Annotated in this window: 21 protein-coding genes; 12 read left to right on the top strand and 9 right to left on the bottom strand. The window is 65.4% G+C overall.

Going from position 1 to position 25,191, the window contains the following annotated elements; all coding sequences use genetic code 11:
• Nucleotides 1-59 precede the first annotated feature (59 nt).
• From A3AG_RS0104405 to A3AG_RS0104390, 4 genes are all read left to right on the top strand, one after another.
• Nucleotides 60-866 (top strand): transporter substrate-binding domain-containing protein, encoded by an 807-nt coding sequence (locus A3AG_RS0104405; RefSeq protein ID WP_081610683.1) that lies wholly within the window; start codon nucleotides 60-62, stop codon nucleotides 864-866.
• A 22-nt stretch (nucleotides 867-888) separates the two neighbouring features.
• On the top strand, nucleotides 889-1,557 hold the full coding sequence (locus tag A3AG_RS0104400; RefSeq protein ID WP_018004255.1) for an amino acid ABC transporter permease: 669 nt from the start codon (nucleotides 889-891) through the stop codon (nucleotides 1,555-1,557).
• Nucleotides 1,554-2,210 carry an amino acid ABC transporter permease gene (locus A3AG_RS0104395; RefSeq protein ID WP_018004254.1) on the top strand — a complete coding sequence of 219 codons (657 nt, stop codon included), beginning with the start codon at nucleotides 1,554-1,556 and terminating at the stop codon, nucleotides 2,208-2,210. Before A3AG_RS0104400 ends, A3AG_RS0104395 begins: the two co-directional genes overlap by 4 nt.
• Nucleotides 2,191-2,922 carry an amino acid ABC transporter ATP-binding protein gene (locus A3AG_RS0104390; protein ID WP_018004253.1) on the top strand — a complete coding sequence of 244 codons (732 nt, stop codon included), beginning with the start codon at nucleotides 2,191-2,193 and terminating at the stop codon, nucleotides 2,920-2,922. The genes A3AG_RS0104395 and A3AG_RS0104390 overlap by 20 nt, the downstream gene beginning before the upstream one ends.
• Before the next feature lie 364 nt (nucleotides 2,923-3,286).
• Here A3AG_RS0104390 and A3AG_RS0104385 read toward each other — a convergent pair whose 3' ends face one another.
• Nucleotides 3,287-4,195: a LysR family transcriptional regulator gene (locus A3AG_RS0104385; protein WP_026163934.1), complete on the bottom strand. Its 909-nt coding sequence runs from the start codon at nucleotides 4,193-4,195 to the stop codon at nucleotides 3,287-3,289.
• A 121-nt stretch (nucleotides 4,196-4,316) separates the two neighbouring features.
• On the opposite strand from A3AG_RS0104385, the gene mdlC reads away from it, so the two are divergent.
• The 4 genes from mdlC (at nucleotide 4,317) to A3AG_RS0104365 (ending at nucleotide 10,329) form a co-directional block, all read left to right on the top strand.
• The gene (gene mdlC / locus A3AG_RS0104380; RefSeq protein ID WP_018004251.1) at nucleotides 4,317-5,936 is read left to right on the top strand and encodes a benzoylformate decarboxylase; all 1,620 of its coding nucleotides are present in this window, start codon (nucleotides 4,317-4,319) and stop codon (nucleotides 5,934-5,936) included.
• Between the two features lie 50 nt (nucleotides 5,937-5,986).
• Nucleotides 5,987-7,435 (top strand): aldehyde dehydrogenase, encoded by a 1,449-nt coding sequence (locus tag A3AG_RS0104375; RefSeq protein ID WP_018004250.1) that lies wholly within the window; start codon nucleotides 5,987-5,989, stop codon nucleotides 7,433-7,435.
• A gap of 284 nt (nucleotides 7,436-7,719) precedes the next feature.
• On the top strand, nucleotides 7,720-9,126 hold the full coding sequence (locus A3AG_RS31340; protein WP_018004249.1) for an MFS transporter: 1,407 nt from the start codon (nucleotides 7,720-7,722) through the stop codon (nucleotides 9,124-9,126).
• A 15-nt stretch (nucleotides 9,127-9,141) separates the two neighbouring features.
• On the top strand, nucleotides 9,142-10,329 hold the full coding sequence (locus tag A3AG_RS0104365) for an alpha-hydroxy acid oxidase (protein ID WP_018004248.1): 1,188 nt from the start codon (nucleotides 9,142-9,144) through the stop codon (nucleotides 10,327-10,329).
• Nucleotides 10,330-10,626: 297 nt separating this feature from the next.
• Here the strand turns inward: A3AG_RS0104365 and A3AG_RS0104360 are convergent, their stop codons facing one another.
• Nucleotides 10,627-11,367, bottom strand: coding sequence for a FadR/GntR family transcriptional regulator (locus A3AG_RS0104360; protein WP_020384434.1), 741 nt, complete (start codon nucleotides 11,365-11,367; stop codon nucleotides 10,627-10,629).
• Between the two features lie 261 nt (nucleotides 11,368-11,628).
• Between A3AG_RS0104360 and uxuA the strand changes: the two genes are divergently transcribed.
• Nucleotides 11,629-12,669 carry a mannonate dehydratase gene (gene uxuA, locus A3AG_RS0104355; protein WP_018004246.1) on the top strand — a complete coding sequence of 347 codons (1,041 nt, stop codon included), beginning with the start codon at nucleotides 11,629-11,631 and terminating at the stop codon, nucleotides 12,667-12,669.
• A gap of 47 nt (nucleotides 12,670-12,716) precedes the next feature.
• Nucleotides 12,717-13,736: a Bug family tripartite tricarboxylate transporter substrate binding protein gene (locus A3AG_RS0104350; RefSeq protein WP_018004245.1), complete on the top strand. Its 1,020-nt coding sequence runs from the start codon at nucleotides 12,717-12,719 to the stop codon at nucleotides 13,734-13,736.
• A 127-nt stretch (nucleotides 13,737-13,863) separates the two neighbouring features.
• Here the strand turns inward: A3AG_RS0104350 and A3AG_RS0104345 are convergent, their stop codons facing one another.
• The 7 genes from A3AG_RS0104345 to A3AG_RS0104315 form a co-directional block, all read right to left on the bottom strand.
• Nucleotides 13,864-14,859, bottom strand: coding sequence for a 2-hydroxyacid dehydrogenase (locus A3AG_RS0104345; protein WP_018004244.1), 996 nt, complete (start codon nucleotides 14,857-14,859; stop codon nucleotides 13,864-13,866).
• Between the two features lie 52 nt (nucleotides 14,860-14,911).
• Nucleotides 14,912-16,504 carry an aspartate:alanine exchanger family transporter gene (locus A3AG_RS0104340; RefSeq protein WP_020384433.1) on the bottom strand — a complete coding sequence of 531 codons (1,593 nt, stop codon included), beginning with the start codon at nucleotides 16,502-16,504 and terminating at the stop codon, nucleotides 14,912-14,914.
• 458 nt (nucleotides 16,505-16,962) lie between these two features.
• Nucleotides 16,963-18,687, bottom strand: a complete 1,725-nt coding sequence (locus tag A3AG_RS0104335; RefSeq protein WP_018004242.1) for an ABC transporter ATP-binding protein — start codon at nucleotides 18,685-18,687, stop codon at nucleotides 16,963-16,965.
• Between the two features lie 14 nt (nucleotides 18,688-18,701).
• Nucleotides 18,702-19,250: a carboxymuconolactone decarboxylase family protein gene (locus A3AG_RS0104330; RefSeq protein ID WP_018004241.1), complete on the bottom strand. Its 549-nt coding sequence runs from the start codon at nucleotides 19,248-19,250 to the stop codon at nucleotides 18,702-18,704.
• Nucleotides 19,251-19,296: 46 nt separating this feature from the next.
• Complete coding sequence (locus tag A3AG_RS0104325) at nucleotides 19,297-20,154, bottom strand: ABC transporter permease (RefSeq protein ID WP_018004240.1); 858 nt, start codon at nucleotides 20,152-20,154, stop codon at nucleotides 19,297-19,299.
• Nucleotides 20,155-20,259: 105 nt separating this feature from the next.
• Nucleotides 20,260-21,291, bottom strand: coding sequence for an ABC transporter permease (locus tag A3AG_RS0104320; RefSeq protein WP_018004239.1), 1,032 nt, complete (start codon nucleotides 21,289-21,291; stop codon nucleotides 20,260-20,262).
• A gap of 9 nt (nucleotides 21,292-21,300) precedes the next feature.
• Nucleotides 21,301-23,013, bottom strand: a complete 1,713-nt coding sequence (locus A3AG_RS0104315) for an ABC transporter substrate-binding protein (protein WP_018004238.1) — start codon at nucleotides 23,011-23,013, stop codon at nucleotides 21,301-21,303.
• Between the two features lie 254 nt (nucleotides 23,014-23,267).
• Here A3AG_RS0104315 and msuE point away from each other — a divergent pair, with 254 nt between their 5' ends.
• Nucleotides 23,268-23,831, top strand: coding sequence for an FMN reductase (gene msuE / locus A3AG_RS0104310; protein ID WP_018004237.1), 564 nt, complete (start codon nucleotides 23,268-23,270; stop codon nucleotides 23,829-23,831).
• A gap of 18 nt (nucleotides 23,832-23,849) precedes the next feature.
• Complete coding sequence (locus A3AG_RS0104305) at nucleotides 23,850-25,088, top strand: acyl-CoA dehydrogenase family protein (protein WP_026163930.1); 1,239 nt, start codon at nucleotides 23,850-23,852, stop codon at nucleotides 25,086-25,088.
• Nucleotides 25,089-25,191: the final 103 nt, after the last annotated feature.

The following is a 25,191-nucleotide window of genomic DNA, read 5'->3' as shown; positions in this document are numbered from 1 at the left end:
CCCGCCGCGGAGAATTCCGCGGACAACCCATTTCCATCCCCAACCTGAGGAAACACGCGATGTTCCAAGCCCTGTCCCAATCCAGATTGTCCCGCCGCGGCCTGATGTGTGCATTGCTGGCCGGTCTTTGCGCGGCCGTGCTGCCGGCGCAGGCNGATACGCTCGCCGATATCACCAAGGCCGGCGTACTGCGCGTGGCCGTGCCACAGGATTTCCCGCCGTTCGGCTCGGTGGGCGCCGATATGGCTCCGCAGGGTCTCGATATCGACGTGGCCGCGCTGATGGCCAAGAAGATGGGGGTAAAGCTGCAGTTGGTGCCGGTGACCAGCACCAACCGTGTGCCGTATCTGCAGACGCGCAAGGTAGACCTGGTGATTTCGAGCATGGGCAAGAATCCCGAGCGCGAAAAGGTGATCGATTTCTCCGACGCCTATGCGCCCTTCTTCAATGGCGTGTTCGGGCCGGCGGATCTTGCCGTAAAAAGCGCGGCCGATCTGGCAGGCAAGACTGTTGGCGTCACGCGTGGTGCCGTGGAAGACCTGGAACTGAGCAAGATCGCTCCGGCCAGCGCGAACATCAAGCGCTATGAAGACAACAACGCCACGATCTCGGCCTTTCTGTCGGGGCAGGTGCAACTGATTGCCACCGGCAACGTAGTGGCCTCGACGCTGATCGCCAAGCATCCGCCCAAGGCGCCCGAGACCAAGTTCCTGATCAAGAATTCGCCCTGCTTCATCGGCCTGAACAAGGGTGAGAAGGCGCTGCAGGACAAGGTCAACGCCATCCTGGCCGAAGCCAAAAAGGACGGCTCGCTGAACACGCTGTCGATCAAGTGGCTGCTGCGTCCTCTACCGGCGCAGCTCTGATACGCACCGCCGAGACAGAACCATGGCTTACGCGTTCGATTTCGTGTCGGTGCTGGATTACACCGACGTGCTGCTCAAGGGCATCGCGGTCACGGCGCAGCTCACGCTGACGGGCGGTGTGCTTGGCGTGGCCGTGGCGNTGGCGGGTGCCTGGGCCAAGACCCAGGGACCCGCCTGGCTTCGCCCCGTGGTCAGCACCTATGTGGAGCTGATCCGGAACACGCCGTTCCTGATCCAGCTGTTCTTCATCTTCTTCGGGCTGCCCAGCCTTGGCGTGCACCTGCCCGAAATGGTGGCGGCATCGCTGGCCATGGTGATCAACCTGGGCGCCTACGGTACCGAGATCGTGCGCGCCGGTCTGGCTGCCACCCCGCGCGGGCAGTTCGAAGCCGGTGCGAGCCTGGCCATGTCACCGTTCCAGGTGTTCCGGCACGTCGTGCTGCGCCCGGCATTGCAGAAGATCTGGCCAGCGCTGTCGAGCCAGATTGTGATCGTGATGCTCGGATCCGCTGTCTGTTCGCAGATCGCGGCGCAAGACCTGACGTATGCGGCCAATTTCATCCAGGGGCGAAACTTCCGCGCCTTTGAGGTCTATCTGGTGAGCACAGCGATCTATCTTCTTCTGGCCCTGCTGCTGCGGCAATTGCTGCGCGGCATTGGCCGGCAGCTTTTTGCGCGGAGGGCGGCATGATCGAGTTCACGTTGTGGGATATCGTCCGCAACCTGCTGTTGGCAGCACGCTGGACGGTGCTGCTGTCATTGGTTGCGTTTGTGGGCGGTGGCGTCGTTGGCCTCCTGGTGCTGTTGATGCGTACCGGCAAGCGCCCGGCAGCAAGACGCCTGGCGCAGGCGTACATCGAGCTTTTCCAGGGTACGCCGCTCCTGATGCAGCTGTTCCTCGCATTCTTCGGACTTGCACTGTTCGGCATCGAGGTGCCAGCGTGGCTGGCCGCCGGGCTTGCGCTAACGCTGTGGACATCGGCCTTCCTGGCCGAGATCTGGCGCGGCTGCGTGGAAGCCATACCGCGCGGCCAGTGGGAAGCCTCAGGCAGCCTGGCGATGAACTACGTGCAGCAGATGCGTCACGTGATCCTGCCGCAGGCCTTGCGGATTGCCGTGGCACCGACCGTTGGCTTCGGTGTCCAGGTCATCAAGGGCACGGCGCTGGCGTCGGTCATCGGCTTCACCGAGCTGTCCAAGGCGGGCACGATGATTGTGAACGCCACCTTCCAACCCTTTACCGTATATGCCGCCGTGGCGCTGATGTATTTCGCGCTGTGCTGGCCGCTTTCGCAATACAGCAAGATGCTGGAGAGGAAATTCCATGCCGCTTATCGCCATTGATCAGGTTCGCAAGTCGTTTGGCAGCAACGAGGTGCTGAAGGGCGTTTCGCTCTCAGTCGAACCCGGCGAAGTCATCGCCATTATCGGCAAGAGTGGCTCGGGCAAGAGCACGCTGCTACGTTGCATCAACGGGCTGGAAAGCATCGATGCGGGCGCCATCACCGTGGCCGGTGCGCACCTGGCCGACAGCGAACTGCAATTGCGCGCGCTGCGGCTGAAGGTAGGCATGATTTTCCAGCAGTTCAATCTGTTTCCGCACCTGAGCGCCGGGCGCAACGTGATGCTGTCGCCGATGATCGTCAAGGGCGCGTCGCAGGCCGAGGCCCGCGAGCTGGCCGAACTGAACCTGGCACGGGTCGGGCTTTCGGCCAAGTTCGATGCGTATCCGGACCAACTGTCTGGCGGCCAGCAGCAACGTGTCGCCATCGCCCGCGCGCTTGCCATGCAGCCAACCGCGCTGCTATGCGACGAAATCACCTCCGCGCTGGATCCGGAACTTGTCAACGAGGTACTGCAAGTTGTGCGCAGTCTCGCGGCCGATGGCATGACCCTGCTGATGGTGACGCACGAAATGCGCTTTGCGCGCGAGGTGTGCGACCGCGTCGTCTTCATGCATCAGGGCAAGGTCCACGAAACCGGCGCGCCCAACGAAGTGTTCGGCCGGCCACAGACGCACGAACTGCAGCAGTTCCTGGGAATGGTCGAGGCTTGAGCTGCCGCGCAAACTGCAACATGCATGGTGGAGATCGCTGAGCGGGCCACCCTCTTCTTCAGCAGCCAGGTTGCCCTTCGTGAACGAGCGAGCTCACCGCTGTGGTCAGCGGTGCCCTGCTGCGGCTGCATGCCATTTAACCGCGCATGAGATGTGGTGTGGGCCACTCCATTGGCCTGCAGCCGCTTCAGACAGTCGATCAATCCCCGGCGGGCAGTGCGCAAATGCAGTTCAACGGGTACCGCCTCGACCGATGGGTTGTCCGGGAAGTCACGGCAGGCGTGAGGCCAGAATGCAGTCTTTCACAGTCGTGCCGCACGAACCACCACGGTGCCGAAGATCCGCTGACCCAGCGTCAAGACAATCATGAGAGTTGCGCCGTTAGCGCGCGCAGTTCCTCGAGTAGCTTGATCGAAGGACCGGGCAGCATGCCGGCCCTTCGACGGAACGCAGTCAGAACTCTCTTGTCGCTGGCGCCTGGTATCTCCAGCGCGTCGATGAGCCCCGCCTTGCGCTCGGCGTCGTACATGGGCTCGGGCATCCAGCCGAGGAAACCTGAACGGCCAATCAGGCTCTTGAGCGCAGTGACCGAACGTGTTTCGACGACGACATTGGGCAAGGCCAGGTTCTGTCGCGAAAAGACTTTCTTCATGTGCTCGAAAGGCGCGGTGCCTTTCGGAAGCATGGCCCAACGCTCTTGCAGCGTATCAGCGAGCTCCAGATCTGGTTTTTTTCGCAAGGGATGGCGCCGACCAGCAACCACGTAGCTGGTGTCCTCCCAACGGCAATCCTTGATAGCGACGATCTCGTCGGTGTCTTCGACCTCGACCCCCAGCGCCAGATCGATTTCGTGCGAGACAAGCGCGTCAGCAAGGCGATCCCAGACTCCTTCGATGATCTGGACCTGAAGATTTGGCCACTTCTTGCAAGTGCTGCCGATTGCCAATGGAAGCACCAGGCAGGCGATGCTGCCGACCGCGCCGACGCGAATCGTTCCTTTAGCCAGGCCCAGCATCGCCTTGATGTGCTCATTCGCATGCTCGGACTCGCGTTGCAAAAGGAGCGCGTGGGGCTGCAACGCTTTGCCCACATCCGTCAACTGCATACCCTTCGAGTGACGCTCGAACAGAGGTGCGCCAACCTGCTCCTCGAGCCGGCGAATCGTGCGGCTCAGCGCGGGTTGCGTCACGTTCAAGGCATCAGCCGCGCGACCAAGGCTTCCGGACGAAACGATGGCGTTGAAGGCGACAAGATATTGAAGATCGAAAGTCATGCCGAACGGTAATGACTTTCTCTCGAAAAAGCAATTTTCACGGGGGTGGCGAACTTTCACACTTGCGCCATCGAGATAAGCGCTGCGACTCGCCCGGCGCACAACGGAAGGAAAGCGCGAAATGACCGGACCCGTACCCCTCGCCGTCGTCGAAGCAGCCAGCCAACCCGGCACCGTCACCGTGCGCGCGGCCGTTGTCGACCTCATGCGTCGTTTCGGCATGACATCCGTGTTCGCGAACCCGGGTTCGACTGAGCTCCCGATGTTCCGCGATTTCCCCGGCGACTTCCGCTACGTGCTGGGTCTGCAGGAGGCTACCGTGGTCGGCATGGCGGATGGCTACGCCCAGGCAACGCGAAACGCGTCCTTCGTGAACCTGCATTCGGCAGCAGGCGTGGGCAATGCGATGGGCAACATCTTTACCGCTCACAAGAATCGCACGCCGATGGTGATCACGGCAGGCCAGCAGGCGCGTTCGATCCTCCCTTTCGAACCATTCCTGTCATCCACCCAAGCCACTGAACTCCCCAAGCCCTATGTGAAATGGAGCATCGAGCCAGCGCGCGCTCAGGACGTGCCGCAAGCCATCGCGCGGGCGTACTACATCGCGATGATGCCGCCTCGTGGCCCCGTGCTCGTGTCGGTGCCGGTAGACGACTGGGACCAGCCAGCAGAGTTGGTGCCGGCACGGGTTGTGAGTACGGAGCTTCGCCCGCAGCCTGCCGTTCTGGCAAAAATCGGCGACGCGCTGGATGCAAGTCATCGACCGGCGATGGTCGTCGGTGCCGCGATCGATCGGGACAACGCGTGGAACGAGGTCGTTGCGCTGGCAGAGGCGCACAACGCCCGCGTGTGGGCGGCGCCGATGTCAGGCCGGTGCAGTTTCCCCGAAGATCATCGGTTGTTCGCCGGCTTCCTGCCCGCAATGCGCGAGCGCATCGTCAAACTGCTCGGTGACCATGACCTGATCCTGGCCATTGGCGCGCCCGCGTTCACGTATCACGTCGAAGGCGCGGGACCACACATCCCCAGCGGTGCTACGTTGTGCCAGCTCACCGAGGACCCGGATACCGCGGCCTGGACGCCGGTCGGAATGTCGGCGGTCGGCAGCATCCGCCTGGGAGTACTGGATCTGCTCGCCCGCCCGGTGCCGCAGGTTCGGGCCGTGCCGCCGGCCAGGATCAAGTCGCCACGGGCAGAGGCTTCGCCGTTGATGTCAGTTGCCTATGTCCTGCAGACGTTAGCGGAGGTGAAAGCGCCCGAAGACATCGTGGTCGAGGAAGCACCGAGCGCGCGCCCGGTGATGCAAGCCTATCTGCCAATCACCCGCAGCGAAACCTTCTTCACGATGGACAGCGGCGGTCTCGGCTACGGCATGCCGGCAGCGGTGGGCGTAGCGCTCGGGAAACCGGGCAGCCGCGTCGTCTGCCTGATGGGCGACGGTTCCAGCATGTACTCGATACAGGCGCTGTGGACCGCGGCGCAACTCAAGCTGCCGATCACTTTCGTGATCCTGAACAACCGTCGGTACGCTGCGCTGCAGGAGTTCGCGCCCGTGTTCGGGTTCTCTGCAGCCGATGTCGTTCAGGGAACGGAACTGCCCGACATCGATTTCGTGTCGCTGGCAAAGGGCATGGGATGCGCTGCCACACGCGTCAGCGATCCCGGCGATCTGCGGGCGGCTCTTGAGCTTGCCCTGGCCGGCAAGGCGCCAAACGTCGTGGAGGTTCAGGTCGGTTGAGCAAACCGACCGCTCCTGCTTCCATTCAAGACCGTTCCGGAGACAAACCAATGAAGATTTCGATGTGGATCAACGGCGAGCAAGTCCAGGCCCGCAATGGCGCCACCTTCGAGCGGCGCAATCCGCTCGACGGCAGCGTTGCGTCGGTGGCGCCCGCGGCGACCGAGGAAGACGCGGTCGCGGCGGTCGACGCTGCCGCCGCGGCCTTCAAGACATGGTCACGCACCGGCCCAACCGAGCGCAGAACGATGTTGACGAAGGCCGCACAAGCGCTCGAAGCGAAAGCCGAGGCATTCACGGCAGCCATCGCGTCCGAGACCGGCGCGTCGGCGATCTGGGCAGGCTTTAACGTTCACCTTGCGGCCGGTATGCTCTTAGAGGCCGCATCGCTGACCACACAGATCGGTGGCGAGATCATTCCTTCCGACGTGCCCGGCAACCTCGCCATGGGTGTGCGACAGCCTGCGGGGGTTGTCCTGGGCATCGCGCCCTGGAACGCGCCCGTGATCCTGGCGGTACGGGCCATCGCGACGCCACTGGCTTGTGGCAATACGGTGGTGCTCAAGGGCAGCGAGATCTGTCCGGCGACACACGGCCTCATCATCGAGGCGCTGCAAGAGGCCGGGCTGCCCAAGGGCGTGGTGAACTTTGTCACCAATGCGCCGGCCGACGCGGCTGCTGTAGTCGAAGCCATGGTTTCGCACCCGGCTGTGCGACGAATCAACTTCACGGGGTCCACCCACGTGGGCAAGCTCATTGCCGCGACCTGCGCGAAGTACCTGAAGCCCGTGGTTCTCGAACTCGGCGGCAAGGCGCCGCTGGTCGTCCTCGACGACGCCGATGTCGACGCCGCCGTCAACGCGGCCGTGTTCGGTGCGTTCGCCAATTCGGGACAGATTTGCATGTCGACCGAGCGGATCATCGTCGATTCAGCCATCGCCGATGATTTCGTTGCCAGGCTGAGCGCACGTGCATCGAGTCTTCCTCTCGGGGACCCCCGCCTTGGCCCGGTGGTCCTCGGCTCAGTCGTGGACATGAGCACGGCAAGGCGCTGCAACGAACTGATCGATGATGCGCTGTTGAAAGGCGCGAAGCTCGTAGCCGGTGGCACGGCGAACGACACGCTGATGCCCGCGACCCTGCTCGACCACGTAACGCCGGACATGCGCATCTTCCGCGAGGAGGCCTTCGGCCCCGTGAAGGGCATCGTGCGGGTCAGTGGCGTCGAAGAGGCGATCGCTTGCGCCAACGATAACGAATACGGCCTCGCAGCCGCGGTCTTCGGCCGTGATGTGGCCCGCGCCATCCAGGTAGCGGGACGCATCGAGTCCGGCATCTGCCACGTGAACGGACCCACGGTGCACGACGAAGCGCAGATGCCATTTGGCGGCGTCAAAGGGAGTGGCATTGGCCATTTCGGCGGGAAAGCCGGTGTCGAGGCCTTCACCGATCTGCGGTGGGTGACCGTTCAAACGACCCCGCGTCACTACCCCTTCTGAGAAAGGCACGACTGAGACTCAATCCGTCAGACCGCCCGCAAAGAGGCAAAGGCTGTCCGAAAGCTATGTGGTGAGGAATGCCGATTTCCCAATAAGGCAATGTTCCGGCAGGCGTATATGTTGGAACCGCTGCCGCTACTACCAGGGCGCGCGAAGCCAGAGCGCTCAATCAGGAGACAAGTCATGATCGATCGAACCCCGTCGGCCGTTGGCTCGCAAGCTTTTCCATCGCGCGGCCAATGCCAGCGCATGCTGCCCACGAACTGCAACCAGGGAGTACGCGCATGAGCCCCCAGGCGATTCCCTTCAAGGGCAATGCCGACATCGGTCGCCTGCTCGACGATGGCGCCTATACGACCATGCAGAAGTTCGTGGTCTTCCTGGCGGCCCTGTCCATTGTGATGGATGGCTTTGACGGCCAACTCATCGGCTTCGCGATTCCATTGATGATCAAGGAGTGGAACATCACGCGCAGCGCCTTCGCCCCGGCGGTCGCCGCTGGCCTCATTGGCATGGGAATCGGCAGCGCCTGCGCAGGCCTGTTCGCGGACCGCTTCGGCCGCCGGATGGCGGTCATTTCGAGCGTCTTTGTCTTCGGCACTGCGACCTGCGCCATCGGCCTTGCGCCCGACGTCCTGACCGTGGCCGCGCTTCGGTTTGTCGCTGGCCTGGGCATTGGCGGCGCACTGCCGAGTTCGACCACAGTCACGGCCGAGTTCACGCCGGCGCGCCGCAGGACGCTCGCCGTTACGGCCACGATCGTCTGCGTACCGCTCGGCGGCATGCTGGCCGGCCTCTTTGCCGGTGAAATCCTGCCGAGATTCGGCTGGCGCGCCCTGTTCTTTATCGGTGGAACGTTTCCGATTGTGCTGGCTGCCATGCTTCTGTTCACGTTGCCAGAGACGCCTCGATTCCTGGCACGCCATCCGGCACGCTGGGACGAACTGCGCAAGCTGCTGGGGCGTATGGGCCATCCGATGGCTGCCAATGCAACGTACACCGACGCCGCGGAACAGGTCGTAGCAAAGGGGGCCGGAATGGGGGCCGGAATGGGGGCCGGAATTGGCGCGCTGTTCTCAAACGGTCTGGCGCGCGACACGCTGGCAACCTGGGCTGCGTTCTTCCTGTGTCTTACCGCCGTCTACAGCGCCTTCAGCTGGCTGCCGACGATGCTGGCGTCCGAAGGATTGTCAATGGCCGTCGCCGGGTCGGGGTTGACCGCCTACAACCTGGGGGGCGTAATTGGCGCATTGGTCTGCGCTGTTGCAATAACGCGATTCGGGTCACGTTGGCCCTTGGTGCTGTGCTGCGCCGGCGCAGCCGCCAGTGCATTCGCGATGCAGACCCTGAATGTCGGGCAGGACACGAATCTGTTGATCTTCGGCTTCGGTGTACATGGCATGTTCGTCAATGCAGTGCAGTCCACCATGTACGCGCTGTGCGCGTTCATGTACCCCACCAGCGTCAGAGCGACCGGCACCGCGTCCGCGCTGGCCTTCGGACGACTCGGTGCGATCCTCAGTGCTTTCTCAGGGGCAGCGGTCATCACGGCCGGCGGTGCGATGGCTTATCTCGCGCTACTTGGCACCGCGATGGTCTTCGCGATGGTTGCGCTTCTTGTTGTCAGGCGCCACATCCCAAGGCACGCGGTCGCGCTGAAGCAGCGTTCCGTCGCGGCGGTCACCGGCTGAACTTCCGAGAAAGCAATGTTGCTCAATACAGAGGACTTCCGCTGCCGGGCGCGAAAGCACCTTCCGCGCTTCGTCTTCGACTACATCGAAGGAGCCGCCGACGACGGCCATTGTCTTCGCCGCAACCTGGGCGATCTGGCGGCCATGGCGCTCACGCCACGCGTGTTACGCGACACCACGGCGGTCGACACTTCGATCGAGGTGTTCGGCCGCAGGTGGGCGCTGCCATTCGGCATTGCCCCGACCGGCTTGAATGGCCTGGTTCGGCCACGCGGCGACGGTCTGCTTGCCACCGCTGCTTCGCGCCGCGGAATTCCCTTCGCGCTCTCGACTGCGTCCAACATGCGTCTGGAAGACGTGCGTGCCGCAGCTCCCGAGAGCGTGCAATGGATGCAGCTCTACGTGATGCATCGTGACATGGCGGGACAGATCGTGGAGCGCGCGGCGCGCGCGAAGTATGAAGCGTTGATCTTGACGGTCGATGTCCCGGTCAGTGGCAATCGGGAAGCGGACTTGCGAAACGGATTCCGCATACCTTTCAAACCGACCGCAAAGCTGGCCTGGGATGTGATCACGCACCCGCGTTGGTCGATGCGCATGTTGCCGGGTGGTGCGCCGGAATTTGCCAACTTGACGGCGACGGGCGGCAAAGCTGGCTCGGCGAACATGCAGGCTGCGCTCCTCTCAAGAGCGATGGATCGCTCACTCGTTTGGGAAACGCTCGCGTGGTTGCGGGGGCTGTGGCAGGGCCCACTGTTGCTGAAAGGCATTCTTCACCCGGACGATGCACGACTGGCGCTTGACCACGGCGTCGACGGATTGATCGTTTCCAATCACGGCGGGCGTCAGAACGACGCTTCACCTTCAGCCATTTCGGCATTGCCTCGCGTGGTCGCGGCAATCAACGGTCGGATCCCGGTTTTCATGGATGGAGGCATCCGGCGCGGCGGCGACATTGCCAAAGCTTTGGCGCTCGGCGCGACGGCGGCATTCGTCGGTCGTCCAGCACTCTACGGCCTGGCGGCCAACGGCGCCGAGGGCGCCGAGGCTGTGATCGGATTGCTTGCAGCCGAACTGGTGCGCAGCATGACCTTGCTTGGCGCGACGTCAGCATCTGCTTTGCCCGGCGCTCTTGAGAGCACGAACAGCTCCCTTGCCTGCTCCCAGGCGTGGACTGCAGTAAGTCTGCCGCACTTTGTGTGACGGCCGAGTCAAGGCCTTGATTCCCGGCCGAATTGGTCTACGTTGACTCGGTGGTGAAGCAGCAGCCCGGCTTGCCGACGCCTTGGGCTTGCGCACCAGTGCTGACACCGTGCTGCGAGAATTGCGCAGAGTACCGGAGCGCCAACGCAAACCAAAACCGCGGGTCGTCGGCATCGATGACCGGGCGATCGCCCGCATCAAGCGAAGGCGCCAAAGAAGCTGTATGGCGCCAGATTCGCTCGTCCGTGGACTTCGAGCGGTCCGGCGCAACCCATTCCGAACTGGCCGGGCTATTCCTCAACGCCACGCCTGCGTAAACTCGCTGATCACCCTCTCCAGGTGGTTACGCATTGCTGCTCGCGCCGCTGTCGCGTCGCGCGCCATCACCGCCGCGAAGATCCGCTGATGGTCTTCCTGCGATGCCTGCCGCAGTCCCGTGGTATGGAAATGTTCCTCGATCTTGCCCCATAGCGGATCGCTGCGCCCGCTGTCCCACAATGCGGTGACCATATGCAGCAGGACCCGGTTGCCGGTCGATTCGGCCAGGCACAGGTGGAACTGCCGGTCCGCCGCCTCGTTGGCCTGCTTGTCGTCCATGTGCTCGCGCATCAGGCTCAGGGCCGCGAACATACGGTCAAGGTCGCCGTCCTTGCGCTCGCTGGCCGCCAGGCCGGCGATTTCCGATTCAATCAGCGCCCGGGCGCGCAGCGATTCTATCGGCCCCGGCCGCCAGGGCATCCCGAACGGTTCGCGACCGGGCGCGGGCGCTTCTGCGCAGACGTAGATCCCGGAGCCGCCGCGCACTTCGACCAGCCCCTGCACCTCCAGCGCGATGATGGCCTCGCGCACCAGGGTACGGCTGACGCTGAAGCGCTCGGCCAGCGTGCGTTCGGACGGCAGGCGCATATTGGCGGAGAACTCGCCCGATGCGATCAACGCCTGAACCTGGCTGGCCAGGCTCAGGTACGAACGGTCGCTGGCCGCTGGCGGGGTCTCGAGTATCGGACGGGTGGCAAGATCGCTGGTGGAATGTGGCATCGCAGGTAAGGCGGCGGCTGCCTGATGTGATCACCGGTTGACCACTCGCCACAAAAAGGCATGGCCGGGCAGTGCCTGATGCACACCATGGTAAACCATGACGGCAAAATTGGGCAACCTGTTCATAATTGGTGAACCAAATAATCCAATCCGGTACACCAGTGCCGCGCGGCCTCCCGGCCATGACGCGCGCCGGTCCAGGCCGGATTGCCTTTCCGCCCTCTTCTGCCGCATCAGAGTCGCCCGAAGGAAGCTCCACCCATGAAGATGTCGTTCCGCTGGTTTGGCCCGACCGACCCGATCCCCCTCGAATACATCCGGCAGATCCCGGGCATGACCCACATCGTCTCGGCCATCTACGACGAACCGGTCGGAGAGGTATGGCCGCTGGACAAGATCCTGGCCCTCAAAGCCACCATCGAGGCGGCGGGGCTGCAGTTCAGGGTGGTGGAGTCGGTTCCGGTCCATGAGGACATCAAGCTCGGCAAGCCGACGCGCGAGCGGCTGATCGCGAACTACCAGCAGACCATAAGGAACCTGGCCGCAGCGGGCATCGAGGTCATCTGCTACAACTTCATGCCGGTGTTCGACTGGACCCGTACGGAACTGGCAAAAAAGCTCGATGACGGCTCGACCTGCCTTGCCTTCAGCACCCGCGAGGTAGAACAGGTCGACGTCAGCCAGGGTATCGCCCTGCCCGGCTGGGATTCCAGCTACGCGCCAGAAGAACTGCAGTCGCTGCTCGCCGAATATCGTGGCATCGACGAAGGCAGGCTCTGGGAGCACCTGGAGCATTTCCTGCGCGCGATCATTCCAGTGGCCCAGGAGTGCGGCATCAAGATGGCCATTCATCCAGACGATCCGCCGCGCCCCATCTTCGGACTGCCACGCATCGTCAAGAACCGCGACGACCTGGCACGCATCCTGGGAATCGTCGACACGCCGGCAAACGGTCTGACGCTGTGCTCCGGCTCGCTGGGCGCCGGCCCGCAGAACAACGTCGAGGCGCTGGTGCGCGAGTTCGGCGGCATGGGACGCATCCACTTCGCCCATATCCGCAACGTCAAGATCACGCCGGAAGGCGATTTCGAGGAAACCGCCCACCTGTCGAGTTGCGGCTCGCTGGATATTGCCGCGATCGTCAAGGCGTACCACGACGTCGGCTTCCAGGGTTACTACCGCCCCGACCACGGCCGCATGATCTGGGGCGAGACCGGCAAGCCGGGATACGGCCTCTATGACCGGGCCCTCGGCGCGGTCTATATCAACGGGATGTGGGAAGCGATGGAAAAGGCGGCCTGAAGCGCCGTGGGGCTGCGGCCCAGTCAAAACATAATCGGAGACCTGTCATGACAAACACCAAGAAATCCCCCGTGAATTCGCGCCGTTCCGCGCTGATCCTGAGCGTCGCTGCGCTCGGCCTTGGCGCGCTGGCGACGACCGCCGCGTGGGCGCAGACCACCTGGCCGACCAAGCCGGTGACACTGCTGGTCGGCTTTCCGCCCGGTGGCCAGACCGACTTCGCGGGGCGTGTGCTGCTTAACGGCCTGCAGAGTTCGCTCGGCCAGTCGTTTGTCATCGACAACAAGGCCGGCGTGAACGGCAATATCGCCTCCATCGAGGTCATGCGCGCGGCGCCTGACGGGAACAAGCTGCTGGTAGGCAACGGCTCGATGACGATCATGCCGCACGTCTACACCAAGCTTGGCATCGTCGATCCACAGAAGCTGACGCCGACAGGCGTGATGCTGCAGTCGCCGCTGGTCCTCGTCGTGCCTGCCAGTTCGCCCATCAAGACTTACGCGCAGTTCGTCGAGGAGGTCAAGGCGCGCGACAAGTCGGGCAAGACCATCGACTATGGCTCGGGCGGTACCGGCGCATTGCCGCATGTCACGATGGAACTGCTGCGCGAGCGCATGGGCGGCCCCAGGATGAACCATGTGCCCTACAAGGGCAGCAGCCCGGCGATGGTCGACCTGATGGCCGGACGACTGGATGCGATGTTCGACGCCACGTCGGTCGTCGCGCCTTTCATCAAGTCGGGCCAGTTGCGGCCGCTGATGGTGACGGGAACCAGGCGCGTGGCCATGATCCCGGACGTGCCAACGGCCACCGAGAGCGGCATCAAGGACTTCACCATCATCTCGTTCATCGGCCTGTACGGACCGCCGGGCCTGAGCCCCGACATCGTCAAGAAAGCCAACGGCGCATTGAATACGGCGCTGAAGGACCCGGCCGTCGTCAAGAGCATCGTCGACCGCGGCGACGAGCCCGGCGGCGGCACGCCCGAGCAGCTCGCCACGCTGACCCGCACCCACTACAAGATGTGGGGCGAGGTGGTGAAGGCCAACAACATCACGGCTGATTAAGGCCGCGCAGGCCGGTACCCGTTAGCGCAAGGCGCGGCGTTCGCTGGCCTCGGCCCCTTCCTTGGGGCCGGCGGGATTCGAAAATACCTGAGGCTTCGCATATTTGCGAAGCCCGGTCAGCCGTTTTTCAACTGGCGCTGACTTCGTTCGTGAGCGACTTGCCGCTTTCGAACTCCGTCACGCTGCGCAAGGTTGTTTCGCAAATGGTCGTCACGGCTTCGCGCGTGAGGAAGGCCTGGTGCCCGGTCACGATCACGTTCGGGAACGTGATCAGCTGCTGCAGCACGGAGTCGTCGACGATGGTGCCGGACAGGTCGCGGAAGAACAGCCCCGCCTCCTGCTCGTACACGTCGATCGCCAGCCCGCCGAGCTGCCCGCTCCTGAGCGCTTCGATGACTGCTTCCGTGTCGATCAGCCCGCCACGGCTGGTATTGATGAGCAAGGCTCCCGGCTTGGCGCGCGACAACGTTTCGGCGTTGATGATGTGATGGGTCTCGGGCGTCAGTGGGCAGTGCAGCGAGATGCAGTCCGCGCTTGCGCCGATTTCCCCCTCGTCCGCGTAGCGTCCGCCAAGGGCCTCGAATTCCGGGGACGGGTACTTGTCGTAGCCAATCACGTTGCAACCGAACCCGACCATGATCTTGGCGAACACGCGCCCGATCTTGCCGGTGCCAATTATGGCCACGGTCTTGCCGCACAGGTCGAAGCCCATCAGGCCTTCAAGCGAGAAATTGAAGTCCCGCGTGCGGTTGTAGGCCCGGTGGATCTTGCGATTGACCGCCATCAGCAGGGCCGCCGCGTGCTCGGCGACCGCGTTGGGCGAGTAGTCGACCACGCGCACTACCTTGATCCCGAGCGCCTGCGCGGCTTTCAGGTCGACGTTGTTGAACCCGGTGCAGCGCAGCGCGACCAGCCTGGTGCCGCCGCGGGCGAGCGCTTCCAGCACGGTCGCATCGGCCCGGTCATTGACGAAGATGCACACGGCGCCGTAGCCCGCGGCGAGGCCCACCGTCTCACTGTCCAAGGAAACTTCGAAGTACTTGAGCTGATGGCCTTCGGCCGCATTCGCGGCATCGAGATGTTGGCGATCGTAGGACTTTGCGCTGAAAACGGCGATTTCCATGATGTGTCTCCGCGGCGAATCGCATGGCGCGCTTCGCCCAGATTGCCCTGCACTATCCGCCAGCCAGTGTGGCGGCGACCTGTACGAACAGGATTTTCACGATGGTCATTGACGGGAAGATCATCGAGTAGCCGAGGTCGGGCCGGTCGGTGGGCGCGACGCGGTTGGCAAAGGCAAGGATGGCGGGATTGCCGGTGGCGCCGCAGATCACGCCCACCGCCAGGTCGAACGGCAGCCTGAAGACCCAGAGGCAGAAAATCGCAGTAATCAGCAGCAGGGCAAGCAGAATCACCACGCCATAGATCAGGAAGGACACCCCGGTCACGCCGATGGTGGCGAAGAACTTCGGCCCGGAGGCAATGCCCACCTGTGCGAGGAAGATGGTCAGCCCGAAGTTGCGCAGTACCAGGTTGGCCGTCAGCGGCATGGTCCAGACGAACGGCCCGAGACGCCGCACCCGGCCGAGCACGAGGGCGACCAGCAGCAGCGCGGCGAGCCCCAGCGCCAGCGTGCCGACGCCGGGAATCGGAACCGGGATCAGCCCCACCAGCAGCCCGAGGGCCGCGCCGATGCCGATCGAGATAAAGCTCAGCTCGGCGGTGCCCTTGATGGAGTCGCCAAACAGTGCGCGAATCGGCTTCATATGGGCGCGATTGACCAGCAGGCCGACGCGGTCGCCGAACTCGAGGGTGAGGTCTTCGCGGGGCATCAGGTCCGCATCGCCGCGCCGCACATGGGCGATCGAGCAGACCGTGCCTTCGGGAAAACGGATATCGCGCAGCGTGTGCCCCACCACGAGCCGGCTGGAGGCGAACACGCGCATATAGTCCAGGTCTTCGCGATGGCTCGTCATGCGGCCCGGCTGCAGTTCCCCGCACAGCGAGGTGACTTCACGCAGCACCGCCGGATCGGTGGCGGTCGCGAGCAGCACGTCGTTGGCCTGCAGGACCAGGTCGTCGGCGGACGGGTGGTTGTGGTGGGCGCGACGCACGGCGGCAATCGCCACCCCGTCCGGCAGGCGCGCTACCACCTCCGACAGCCGCACGCCGATGAACGCCGGGTTTGTCAGCGCAATCTCGGCGGTCTCGATCAGCTTTGGTGGCGGCCGCACGATATTCGGCTTGAGCAGCGCGGTGAGGGCATACAGAAACAGGATCGGCCCTGCCACGCCGACCGGATACGCGACGCTGTAGCCCACCGCGGCGCCGTCGCTCTTCATCGCCGTCATCGCGGCCTGCAGGCTTGCCGTGCTGGTGCCCGCGCCGGCGAACATGCCCAGCGACTCATCCAGCTTCACGCCGGCCAGCGGCACCAGCGCAACCGCGACCAGGCCGGAGCCAACCACGCCAAGGACAGCAGCGGCGTTGGCCTTGATGCCATCCGGGCTGGTCAGGCCCTTGAAGAACTGCTCCCCGTACTGGATCCCTATGCCATAGAGAAAGAGCAGCAGCCCCAGGGTGCCAAGGATGGCAGGCGGCGCGGACTTCGGCGCGAACCCGCCGATCGCCAGCCCCACGAACAGCACCGCGCCCGATCCGAGCGACACGCCCTTGATATTGATCTCGCCGATGACATAGCCCAGGGCAACCGTAAGGAACAGCGTGAGCAGCGGCTGGGTTTCGAGCAATGTCCGGACTGCATCCATGGCAGCTCCTTTCTGATGGGCAGGAGCAAGGGGGCAGCGGTAAGCAACTGCGCAGGGTCACGCGCGCACTGCGCGGACGGGTTGACAGCCCTTGTTCCGGGCATGCGTTATCGAGTGCGGTTTGTATGAGCGACAGGCACCGGCCGACGGCGGCAACCACGGGAATGCCCCTCGAAAATATACGATGCGCCGCATGAATTCAAGAATTGGAGCGGCGCGGCAGCGGCGACTACAAAACTTGCCGACGCTGCCAAACGGGCAACGCGCGGTTCCCCGACGCGTGCTGCGTCGGCCTTGCCGGCAGAGCGCGTGCGGACGCGGTCCCGAGCGGAAGGAAACCGGACCGCCATGGCTGCCAGGCGCCCCGCTCCGCCGCGCCCATTGGTGGTTGCCTCAGAGGAACGGTCCGGAAGTTGTCCTTAAGGGGAACCACACATCGGGGGCAGCGGCTGCCCGGCTCAGTGCACCTCTTCAAGTCGCGAAGACGGCACACTGGCAGGCGCCGGGAATGCCCGTGGCACCGCGGCAAGCAGCCGCCGCGTGTAGGGATGAGCAGGCCGTTCCCAGATCTCGTCGCGGCCGCCGCTCTCGACAAGCCGGCCCTCGCGCATGACCAGGACGCGGTCGGCAATATAGCGCACGACGCCAAGGTCATGCGAGATAAACAGGCATGACAGCCCGTATTCGGCCTGCAGGTCAGCGAGCAGGTTCAGAACCTGCGCCTGCACCGAAACGTCGAGCGCCGACACCGGTTCATCGCAGACCAGCAGGCGCGGCCTGGCAATCAGTGCCCGCGCAATGCCGATGCGCTGGCGCTGGCCGCCGGAAAACTCGTGCGGATAGCGGTGCAGCACCGCAGCGGGCAAGCCCACCCGGTCGATCATCGCCGCCGCGCGTGCGCGCCGTTGCTGCCGGTCACGCACACCGTGTATCTGCAGCACGCCTTCCAGCATCTCGGCGACGGTCTTGCGCGGATTGAGCGAGCTGTACGGGTCCTGGAACACCAGCTGCATGGCGCCGCGCCACGGGCGCATCCGGCGGCGAGCGACGGGCGCGATGTCGGTGCCTTCGAACAGGATGCGCCCCGCGTCATGGTCCGCCAGGCGCAGCACGGCCCGCGCGAGCGTGGATTTGCCGCAGCCGGATTCTCCAACCAGAGCCACGGTCTCGCCCGCGGCAATGGAGAAGGAAACCCCCTGCACTGCGGCGGTGGCGTGGGCGCCGGAGCGGTGCGTCACATGGAGATCCTCGACCTCGAGCACGGCCGGTGCCGGACCGGTGGCGTTGCGGCTGGTCGCACGCAGCGCCGGACGTTCGAGCCGGAATGCCGCCGGCGTGCCGTCGGCGCGGCGGTCCACGCGGATTTCGGGCAGGCGGGCCTGCCGGTAGTGCGGCACCACGCCGTCCGCGGCGCTCAGCGATGCGCCGAGCAGCCCGCGCGTATAGGCGTGGACGGGCTCACGGAACAAGGTCCGGGCACGCTGCTCCTCCACCTTGATGCCGTCGTGCATGACAGCAACGCGATCCGCCCAGCGCGCCACTACGCCCAGGTCGTGCGTGATCAGCAGCATCGCCATGTGCAGTTCGCGCCGGAGCGTATCCAGCAACTCGAGGATCTGCGCCTGCACGGTGACATCGAGCGCGGTGGTCGGCTCGTCGGCCACGAGCAGCCTCGGCGTGCACGCGATCGCCATGGCGATCATCACGCGCTGGCGCTGCCCGCCTGACAACTGGTGGGGAAAGGCATGGAAGCGCCGCTGCGGTTCGGGAATCCGGACCTGGTCGAGCAGTTCGACTGCCCGCGCGCGGGCCGCCTGCGCCGATAGCGCCGTATGCAGCCGCAGGGCTTCGACGACCTGTGCGCCGACGCTCAGCACCGGGTTGAGCGAGGTCATCGGCTCCTGGAAGATCATCGACACCGTGTTGCCGCGCAGCGTGGTCATGTCGCGCTCGCTCAGCGTCAGCAGGTCGCGCCCTTCCAGCAGCACGCGCCCGCGCATCTGGGCGGACGCCGGCAGCAGCCGCAGCAGCGCCAGCGCGGTGGTGGACTTGCCACAGCCCGACTCGCCCACGAGCGCGACGGTCTCGCCGGCGCCGATATCCAGGCTCAGGTTCGCGACGGCGGGTCGCGCAGCGCCGGGATAGCGGATGGAAAGCTCCTGCAGGGAAAGCAACGGCGTCATGATGCCTCGGCAAGTCAGGTGGCGTGGATTTCGGCGGCCAGCAGTTCGGGCTCGACCTGGATCTCCAGCGCCTCATTGAAGCGCGCGAAGAACGCGCACAGCGCCGCGCGCAGCGTCAGCTCCACGACCTGCGCTTCGCTGAAATGCTCGCGCAGCCGCGCGACCACCGTATCGGTGACGCGTTGCGTCGTGACTTGCACGGTGTAGTCGCGCACCAGGCGCTCCACGGCATCCAGCCCGGGCACGTCGGGTTCGAGGATCCGTTCTACCGTTTCGGGCGCAACGCCCAGTGCTTCCAGCCTCGGCACATGATGGCTGATGCAGTAGTGGCACGCATTCAGCCGCGATGCCGTGACCAGCACGATCTCCAGATGCCTGCGCGTAATCAGTGCGTCGCGTGCGGAATCCAGCAGCAGGCCGAACAGGTGCGCGACCGCCGGCGGCCGGTGGCCGAGCACGCGCAGCATGTTGCCGAACGCGCCGTACTCGCGCTCCACGCGCTCGAACGTGGTGCGGGCCTCGCCCTGCAGGGCGTCGGGATCGATGTCATGAATGCGTGCCAAGACGCTCTCCTGTGATGTCGGTTGGGAACGGGGACGGCGAAGGCGTTCAGCGGCGTTCGCGCGGATCGAGGACGGTAGCCAGCCCGTCGCCGAGCAGGTTCAGCGCGAGCACGGTCAGCACGATCGCCAGGCCGGGCAAGGCGCACACATACCAGTCCGTGCGCAGCACCTCGCGGCCCGCGCCGACCATGTTTCCCCAGCTTGCGACGTTGGGATCGGCCAGGCCCAGGAACGCCAGGCTCGATTCGGTCAGGATGGCCGTGGCCACCATCAGCGACGCCGACACCAGTACGGGCGTGAGCGTGTTGGGCAGGATGTCCTCGACGATAATGCGCGCGTGGCTGGCGCCCACCGCCTCGCTCGCGAGCACCATGTCGCCGTGGCGCAGGCGCAGCACCTCGGCGCGCACCAGCCGTCCGAGCGCGGGCCATGACGTGATGCCGATCGCGAGCGCGATCTTCCACACCGAGGGCTGCACCACCGCCACGATGGCCAGCGCGAACAGGAACGACGGGATCGTCTGGAAAAATGTCGTCAGCGTCCCAAACACGCGGTCGGCGCGGCCACCGTAGTAGCCGGCCGTCACACCGCCCGCGACGCCAAGCACCACCGCCAGCGCCGTCGAGACGCCCGCGATCAGCAGCGAGGCGCGCGCGCCATGAAGCAGGCCAGCGAGGATGTCGCGGCCCAGCATGTCGGAGCCGAGCGGGAATGCGGCATCGCGCCCCGGCCACAGCAATGGTTCGGTCGCCATTTCGAGCGGGTCGCCGGGGAATATCCAGCCTGCCGACAACGCGGCGGCCAGGACCGCGGCAAACAGCGCCAGGCCCACCACGGCGCTGGGCGACGACAGCAGCCGGCGCAGCCGCCGCCGGTCCGCGGCCGGCACCGGGGCCACAGTCATGTCAGCCTCGGCGCCGTGCACATCGGAATGGCCCGGCTGCAGCGGCGCCCGAAGGGAGGAAGAAGGCAAAGACAAGCGAATACTCCTGCAAACGCCGGGGCCGCGTCAGGCCAGCCGGATGCGCGGGTCCACCCGCGCGTAGACCGCGTCGACGAGCCAGTTGACCAGCACGACCACCACGGCGCTGCACAGCAGGATGCCGAGCAGCAGGTTGTAGTCGCGCTGGTACAGCGCCTCGAACGCCATCCGGCCGAGTCCGGGCCACGAGAACACCGTCTCCACCAGCACCGCGCCGCCGATCACGGAACTGGCCTGCACGCCCACCATGGTCACCAGAGGCAGCAGCGCATTGCGCAGGACATGATGCGTCAGCACCCGGCCGGCGGGCGCGCCCTTGGCCACGGCCGTGCGCACGAAGTCCTGCCGCCGCACCTCGATCATGCTCGCGCGCATCAGCCGCACATACACGGCCATGTAGAACAGGCCGAGTGTGGCAGCCGGCAGCACCAGGTGCCGCGCCACGTCGACGGCGTACGCCCAGCCCGTGAGCCCGGCTTCCACGGTGAACATGCCGCCCACCGGCAGCCAGTCGAGGCGGACCGAGAACACCAGAACCAGCATCAGGCCGACCCAGAACAGCGGGGTGGCAAAGCACAGCAGCGCCACGGAGGAGATCAGCGTGTCCAGCACGCGACCGGCGCGCGCCGCCGCCAGCACGCCAAGGCCTGCACCGACCACCACCGCGAATGCAATGCTCGCGCCCATCAGCAGCAGCGTGGCAGGCAGGCGCTGCAGGATCAGGTCCAGCACCGGCATGCCCTGCCGGAATGAATAGCCGAGGTCGAGCTGCGCCAGGTGCCACAGATACTTGCCGAGCTGTACCCACAACGGCTGGTCGAGGCCGAACTGCGCGCGCAGCGCCGCCAGGTACTCCGGCGTGGCGGCACCCGCCTCCCCGGCCAGCACCTGCGCGGCGTCGCCGGGCGCGAGCCGCAGCAGGAAGAAGTTGACGACCGCCATGCCGGCGACGATGCCGGCCAGTTGCAGCAGCCGGCGCCAGGCCGTCCGCGACGGCACGCGTGCCAGCCATGCCGGCTTGCTGCCGGGCGTGTCGCGCTGGGTCGTGGGCATGGTCATCGCCCGTCGTCAGCGCGCGGCGTGCGCCGCGGCGGCCGCGGGCGTGGTTGCAGCCACGGCCGTGCCGGCCGGCGCCAGCCAGGCGCGCTTGAGCGAGGCATAGACCTGGTCCACGCCGCTGACCGTATCGCGCAGGTTCGACGACTGCACCGTGAAGAAGCGCAGTTCGAGCAGCGGGATCGACGGCAGGTCGGTCTGCACCACGGACTGGAACTTGCGGAACAGCTCGACGCGCTCGGCCTGGCTCGGCGAGCCCTGTGCCTGGTCGATCAGCCGGTTCGCTTCATCGCCGCGATAGCCCGAGCCGTTCGACCACGGGATATTCTTGCCGACCGTGTCGCTGCGGTAGGCGCGCGTCACGCCAACCAGCGGATCGGCAAAGCCCGCGAACCAGACCACCGCCAGGTCGAAGTCGCGATCGCCGTAGACACGCCTGGTATAGGTGGGCGTGTCCTGGGTGCGCACGGTCACGTCGACACCCACGCGCTTGAGCGCCTGCTTGATGTACTCCGCGCTGCGCTTGTAGTCGTCGCCATACGGCAGGTAGTCGATCTGGATCTTCAGGCGGTTGCCGTCAGCGCCACGCTTCAGGCCGGCAGCGTCGAGCAGGGCATCGGCCTTGGCCGGGTCATACGGATACTTCGGCACGTTGGGGTTGAAGAATTGCCCGAGCGTCGAGACCACCGGGCTTACCGCGGGCTTGCCGAAGCCGAACCAAACCACCTTGTTCAGCGCGTTCAGGTCGATCGCATGGGCCAGCGCCTGGCGCACGCGCACGTCCTTGAAGTAAGGCCGCTCGACGTTGACGTCCATGAACAGCCACGGCGACAGCCATTCGTAGCCGCGCGTCTCCAGTTTCAGCGAAGGCAGTTGCGACAGGCGCTGCGCATCCTTCAGCGGCACCGGGTTGAACGGCGCGTACTGGACTTCGCCCTTCTCCAGCGCCGCCGCACGCGCGCTGGCATCGGGGATCACCTTGAAGACGATCTTGTCGAGGTACGGCTTGCCCTTGTCCCAGTAGTCGGGGTTGCGCTCGAGCACGATGTAGTTGCCCTTGCTCCATTCCTTGAAGACGAATGGCCCCGTTCCCACGGGCTTGTTGTTGTATGGGTTGTTGAGGATGTCCGTGCCTTCGTACAGGTGCCTGGGCAGAACCTGGGCACCGTTGCTGTTCAGCGAGCTGAGCACCGCGAGCGACGGCTCGGAGAAATGCAGCACGACGGTCAGCGCATCGGGCGTATCGACGCGCGTGACCTTGCCGAACAGGATCTGGTTGCGCGGATGCAGCTTCTTCCACACGTTCTCAAGCGTCCACTTCACGTCGGCCGACGTGAACGGCTTGCCGTCATGCCACTTCACGTTCGGCCGCAGGTGGAACGTGAGCGTCTTCGCATCCTTCGAGATCTCCCAGCTCTGCGCGAGCGCCGGCTTGAGCCTGAACGCGTTGTCATACTCGATCAGGCCATCGAAGACGTTCGCGCTGAAGAACCCGGTCGGCGCGGCGGAATTCAGCGCCGAGGTCAGGATCACCGGCTCGGGCTGGATGATGGTCGTGAGCGTACCACCGGCCCGCGGCGCTTCCGCGGCCTGTGCCGCCGGAGCGGCGTTGGCCGGTGCTACCAGCAGGCCGCCCAGCAGCGGCAGCGACAGCACGACGGGAGCCAGGAACGCGAACGGCCGGAATAGCTGCGCGGGCCGCGATGGCCGGAAAGGGTTCTTCATGGTGGTGATGGGCACAAAGATGGGCCAATGTCTGCAAGGGTGACCAACTATAGGGACGCCCCGGCCCGCCCGGAACGAACGATTGCGCATGCCCTTATGCGCACGGATCGCCTATGGATAGAACGAACGCGTCGTTCGCGCGGCGGCCGCGCCGCAGTATCGTCTCGGCACCCTCCAGGCTGCGCAAAGCAGGAGAACCATACCCGCGCAGCCATCGACCACACCAGCACCACTACGCTCTGCGAAAACCCATCATGTCCAAGCCCCTGAAGCTCGTTGCCGTCAACGGCAGTACCCAGCAACCCTCGCGCACGCTTGCGCTGGTCGAGGCACTGATTGCCGAGCTTGACGCGCGACTGCATGTCGACGCCCATGTCATCAACCTGGCCGAGATCGCGCGCCCGCTCGGCGGCGCGCTGTGGCGCACGGAACTGCCGACCGCGATCGAAGCGCAACTGCAGGCAATCGAATCGGCCGACCTGGTCATTGCCGCGTCGCCGGTCTATCGCGGCGCGTATCCGGGCCACTTCAAGCACCTGTTCGACCTGATCGGCCAGGACGCGCTCGCCGACAAGCCCGTGCTGCTCGCCGCCACCGGCGGCAGCGAGCGCCATGCACTGGTGCTCGAGCACCAGTTGCGGCCGCTGTTCGGCTTCCTGCAGGCACTGACGCTGCCTATCGGCGTTTATGCAACCCCTGCGGATTTCGAGAGCTACACCGTGCAGAGCCCCGCGCTGCGCGAGCGGATCCAGCTCGCGGCCGATCGCGCCGCGCCGTTGTTCGCGGCGCACCGTCGGGTTGCATTGAAGGCCGCGTGAGCGCTGAATCATCCGCCCATGCCACACCCCCTTCCTGCTTCACCTTCCGCCCACGCGGCACCGACGTTCTCATCGCTCGCCGAGCGCTTTCGGCCGGTGTTCGCGCAGATCGCGGCCGGCGCACTCGAACGCGAACGCACGCGCACCTTGGCCCACGACGCGATTGCACTGCTGCGCGACGCACGCTTCGGTGCACTACGCGTGCCGCGCGAGCATGGCGGCCTGGGTGCTTCCGCGTCGCAGCTGTTTGCGCTGCTGATCGAACTGGGCGCGGCCGACTCCAACCTGCCGCAAATCCTGCGCGCGCACTTCGGCTTCATCGAACGGCTGCATGCCGAGATCGCGCCGGCACGGCGTGCGCCGTGGCTGCGGCTCGCGGCGCAGGGCGTGATCTTCGGCAACGCCGCGATGGAGCGCGGCGACGGCCGGCTCGGCCGGTACCGCACGACGCTCGCGCCGGACGGCGCCGGAGGCTGGCGCCTCGACGGAGAGAAGTACTACAGTACCGGCACGCTGTATGCGGACTGGATCGCGGTGTCGGCCACCCGCACCGATGATGGCAGCCCGGCCTATGTGCTGGTGCGGGCCGACGCCGCGGGCGTCGACCGGCTGGACGACTGGCACGGTTTCGGCCAGCGCCTGAGCGCGTCGGGCACGACGCGTTTTCTCGACGTTGCCGTTCCCGACGCGCACGTGCTGTCGTTCTCGCGCACGGACCCGACCACCGTCACCGCGTGCTTCCAACTCGTGCACCTGGCCACGCTCGCCGGCATAGCGCGCGCCATCGAGCGCGACGCCGCGGCGTTCGTGCGGGAGCGCAAGCGCGTGTACAGCAATGGCAGCGCGCCGACGGCGGCAGAAGATCCGCTCGTGCAGCAGGTGGTCGGCCAGCTGTCCGGCGTCGCCTTTGTCGCCCAGGCAACGGTCAGCGCCGTTGCCGCGAAGCTCGACCAGATCGATGCGCTGCGCCAACGCGGCGAGGCGGTGCCGGGTGCCCTGCTGCAGGACGTCGAACTCGATGCATCGCGCGCGCAGGTCGGCATGCTGGACCTGGTGCTCGGCGCGGCCAGCCGGTTGTTCGACGTCGGCGGGGCCTCAGCGCTCGACGCCGCGCACCAGCTCGACCGTCACTGGCGCAACGCACGCACACTGGCGTCGCACAACCCGGCCATCTACAAGGCACGAATCGTCGGCGACCATGCGATCAACGGCACGGCGCCGACATATTACTGGTCGGTCGGTACGCGGGCTGCCTGACCCGGCGCGCACCGGATGTTGCTCCCCTTCCCCGCTTGCTGGAGAGGGGAGCAAACACTCGTGGGTTCTACGCGTCAATCACCTCGCCGCCACCGCAGCCACG

Source organism: Cupriavidus neocaledonicus (assembly GCF_000372525.1).
GTDB lineage: Bacteria > Pseudomonadota > Gammaproteobacteria > Burkholderiales > Burkholderiaceae > Cupriavidus > Cupriavidus neocaledonicus.
This window is presented reverse-complemented; position numbering and strand designations above follow the sequence as displayed.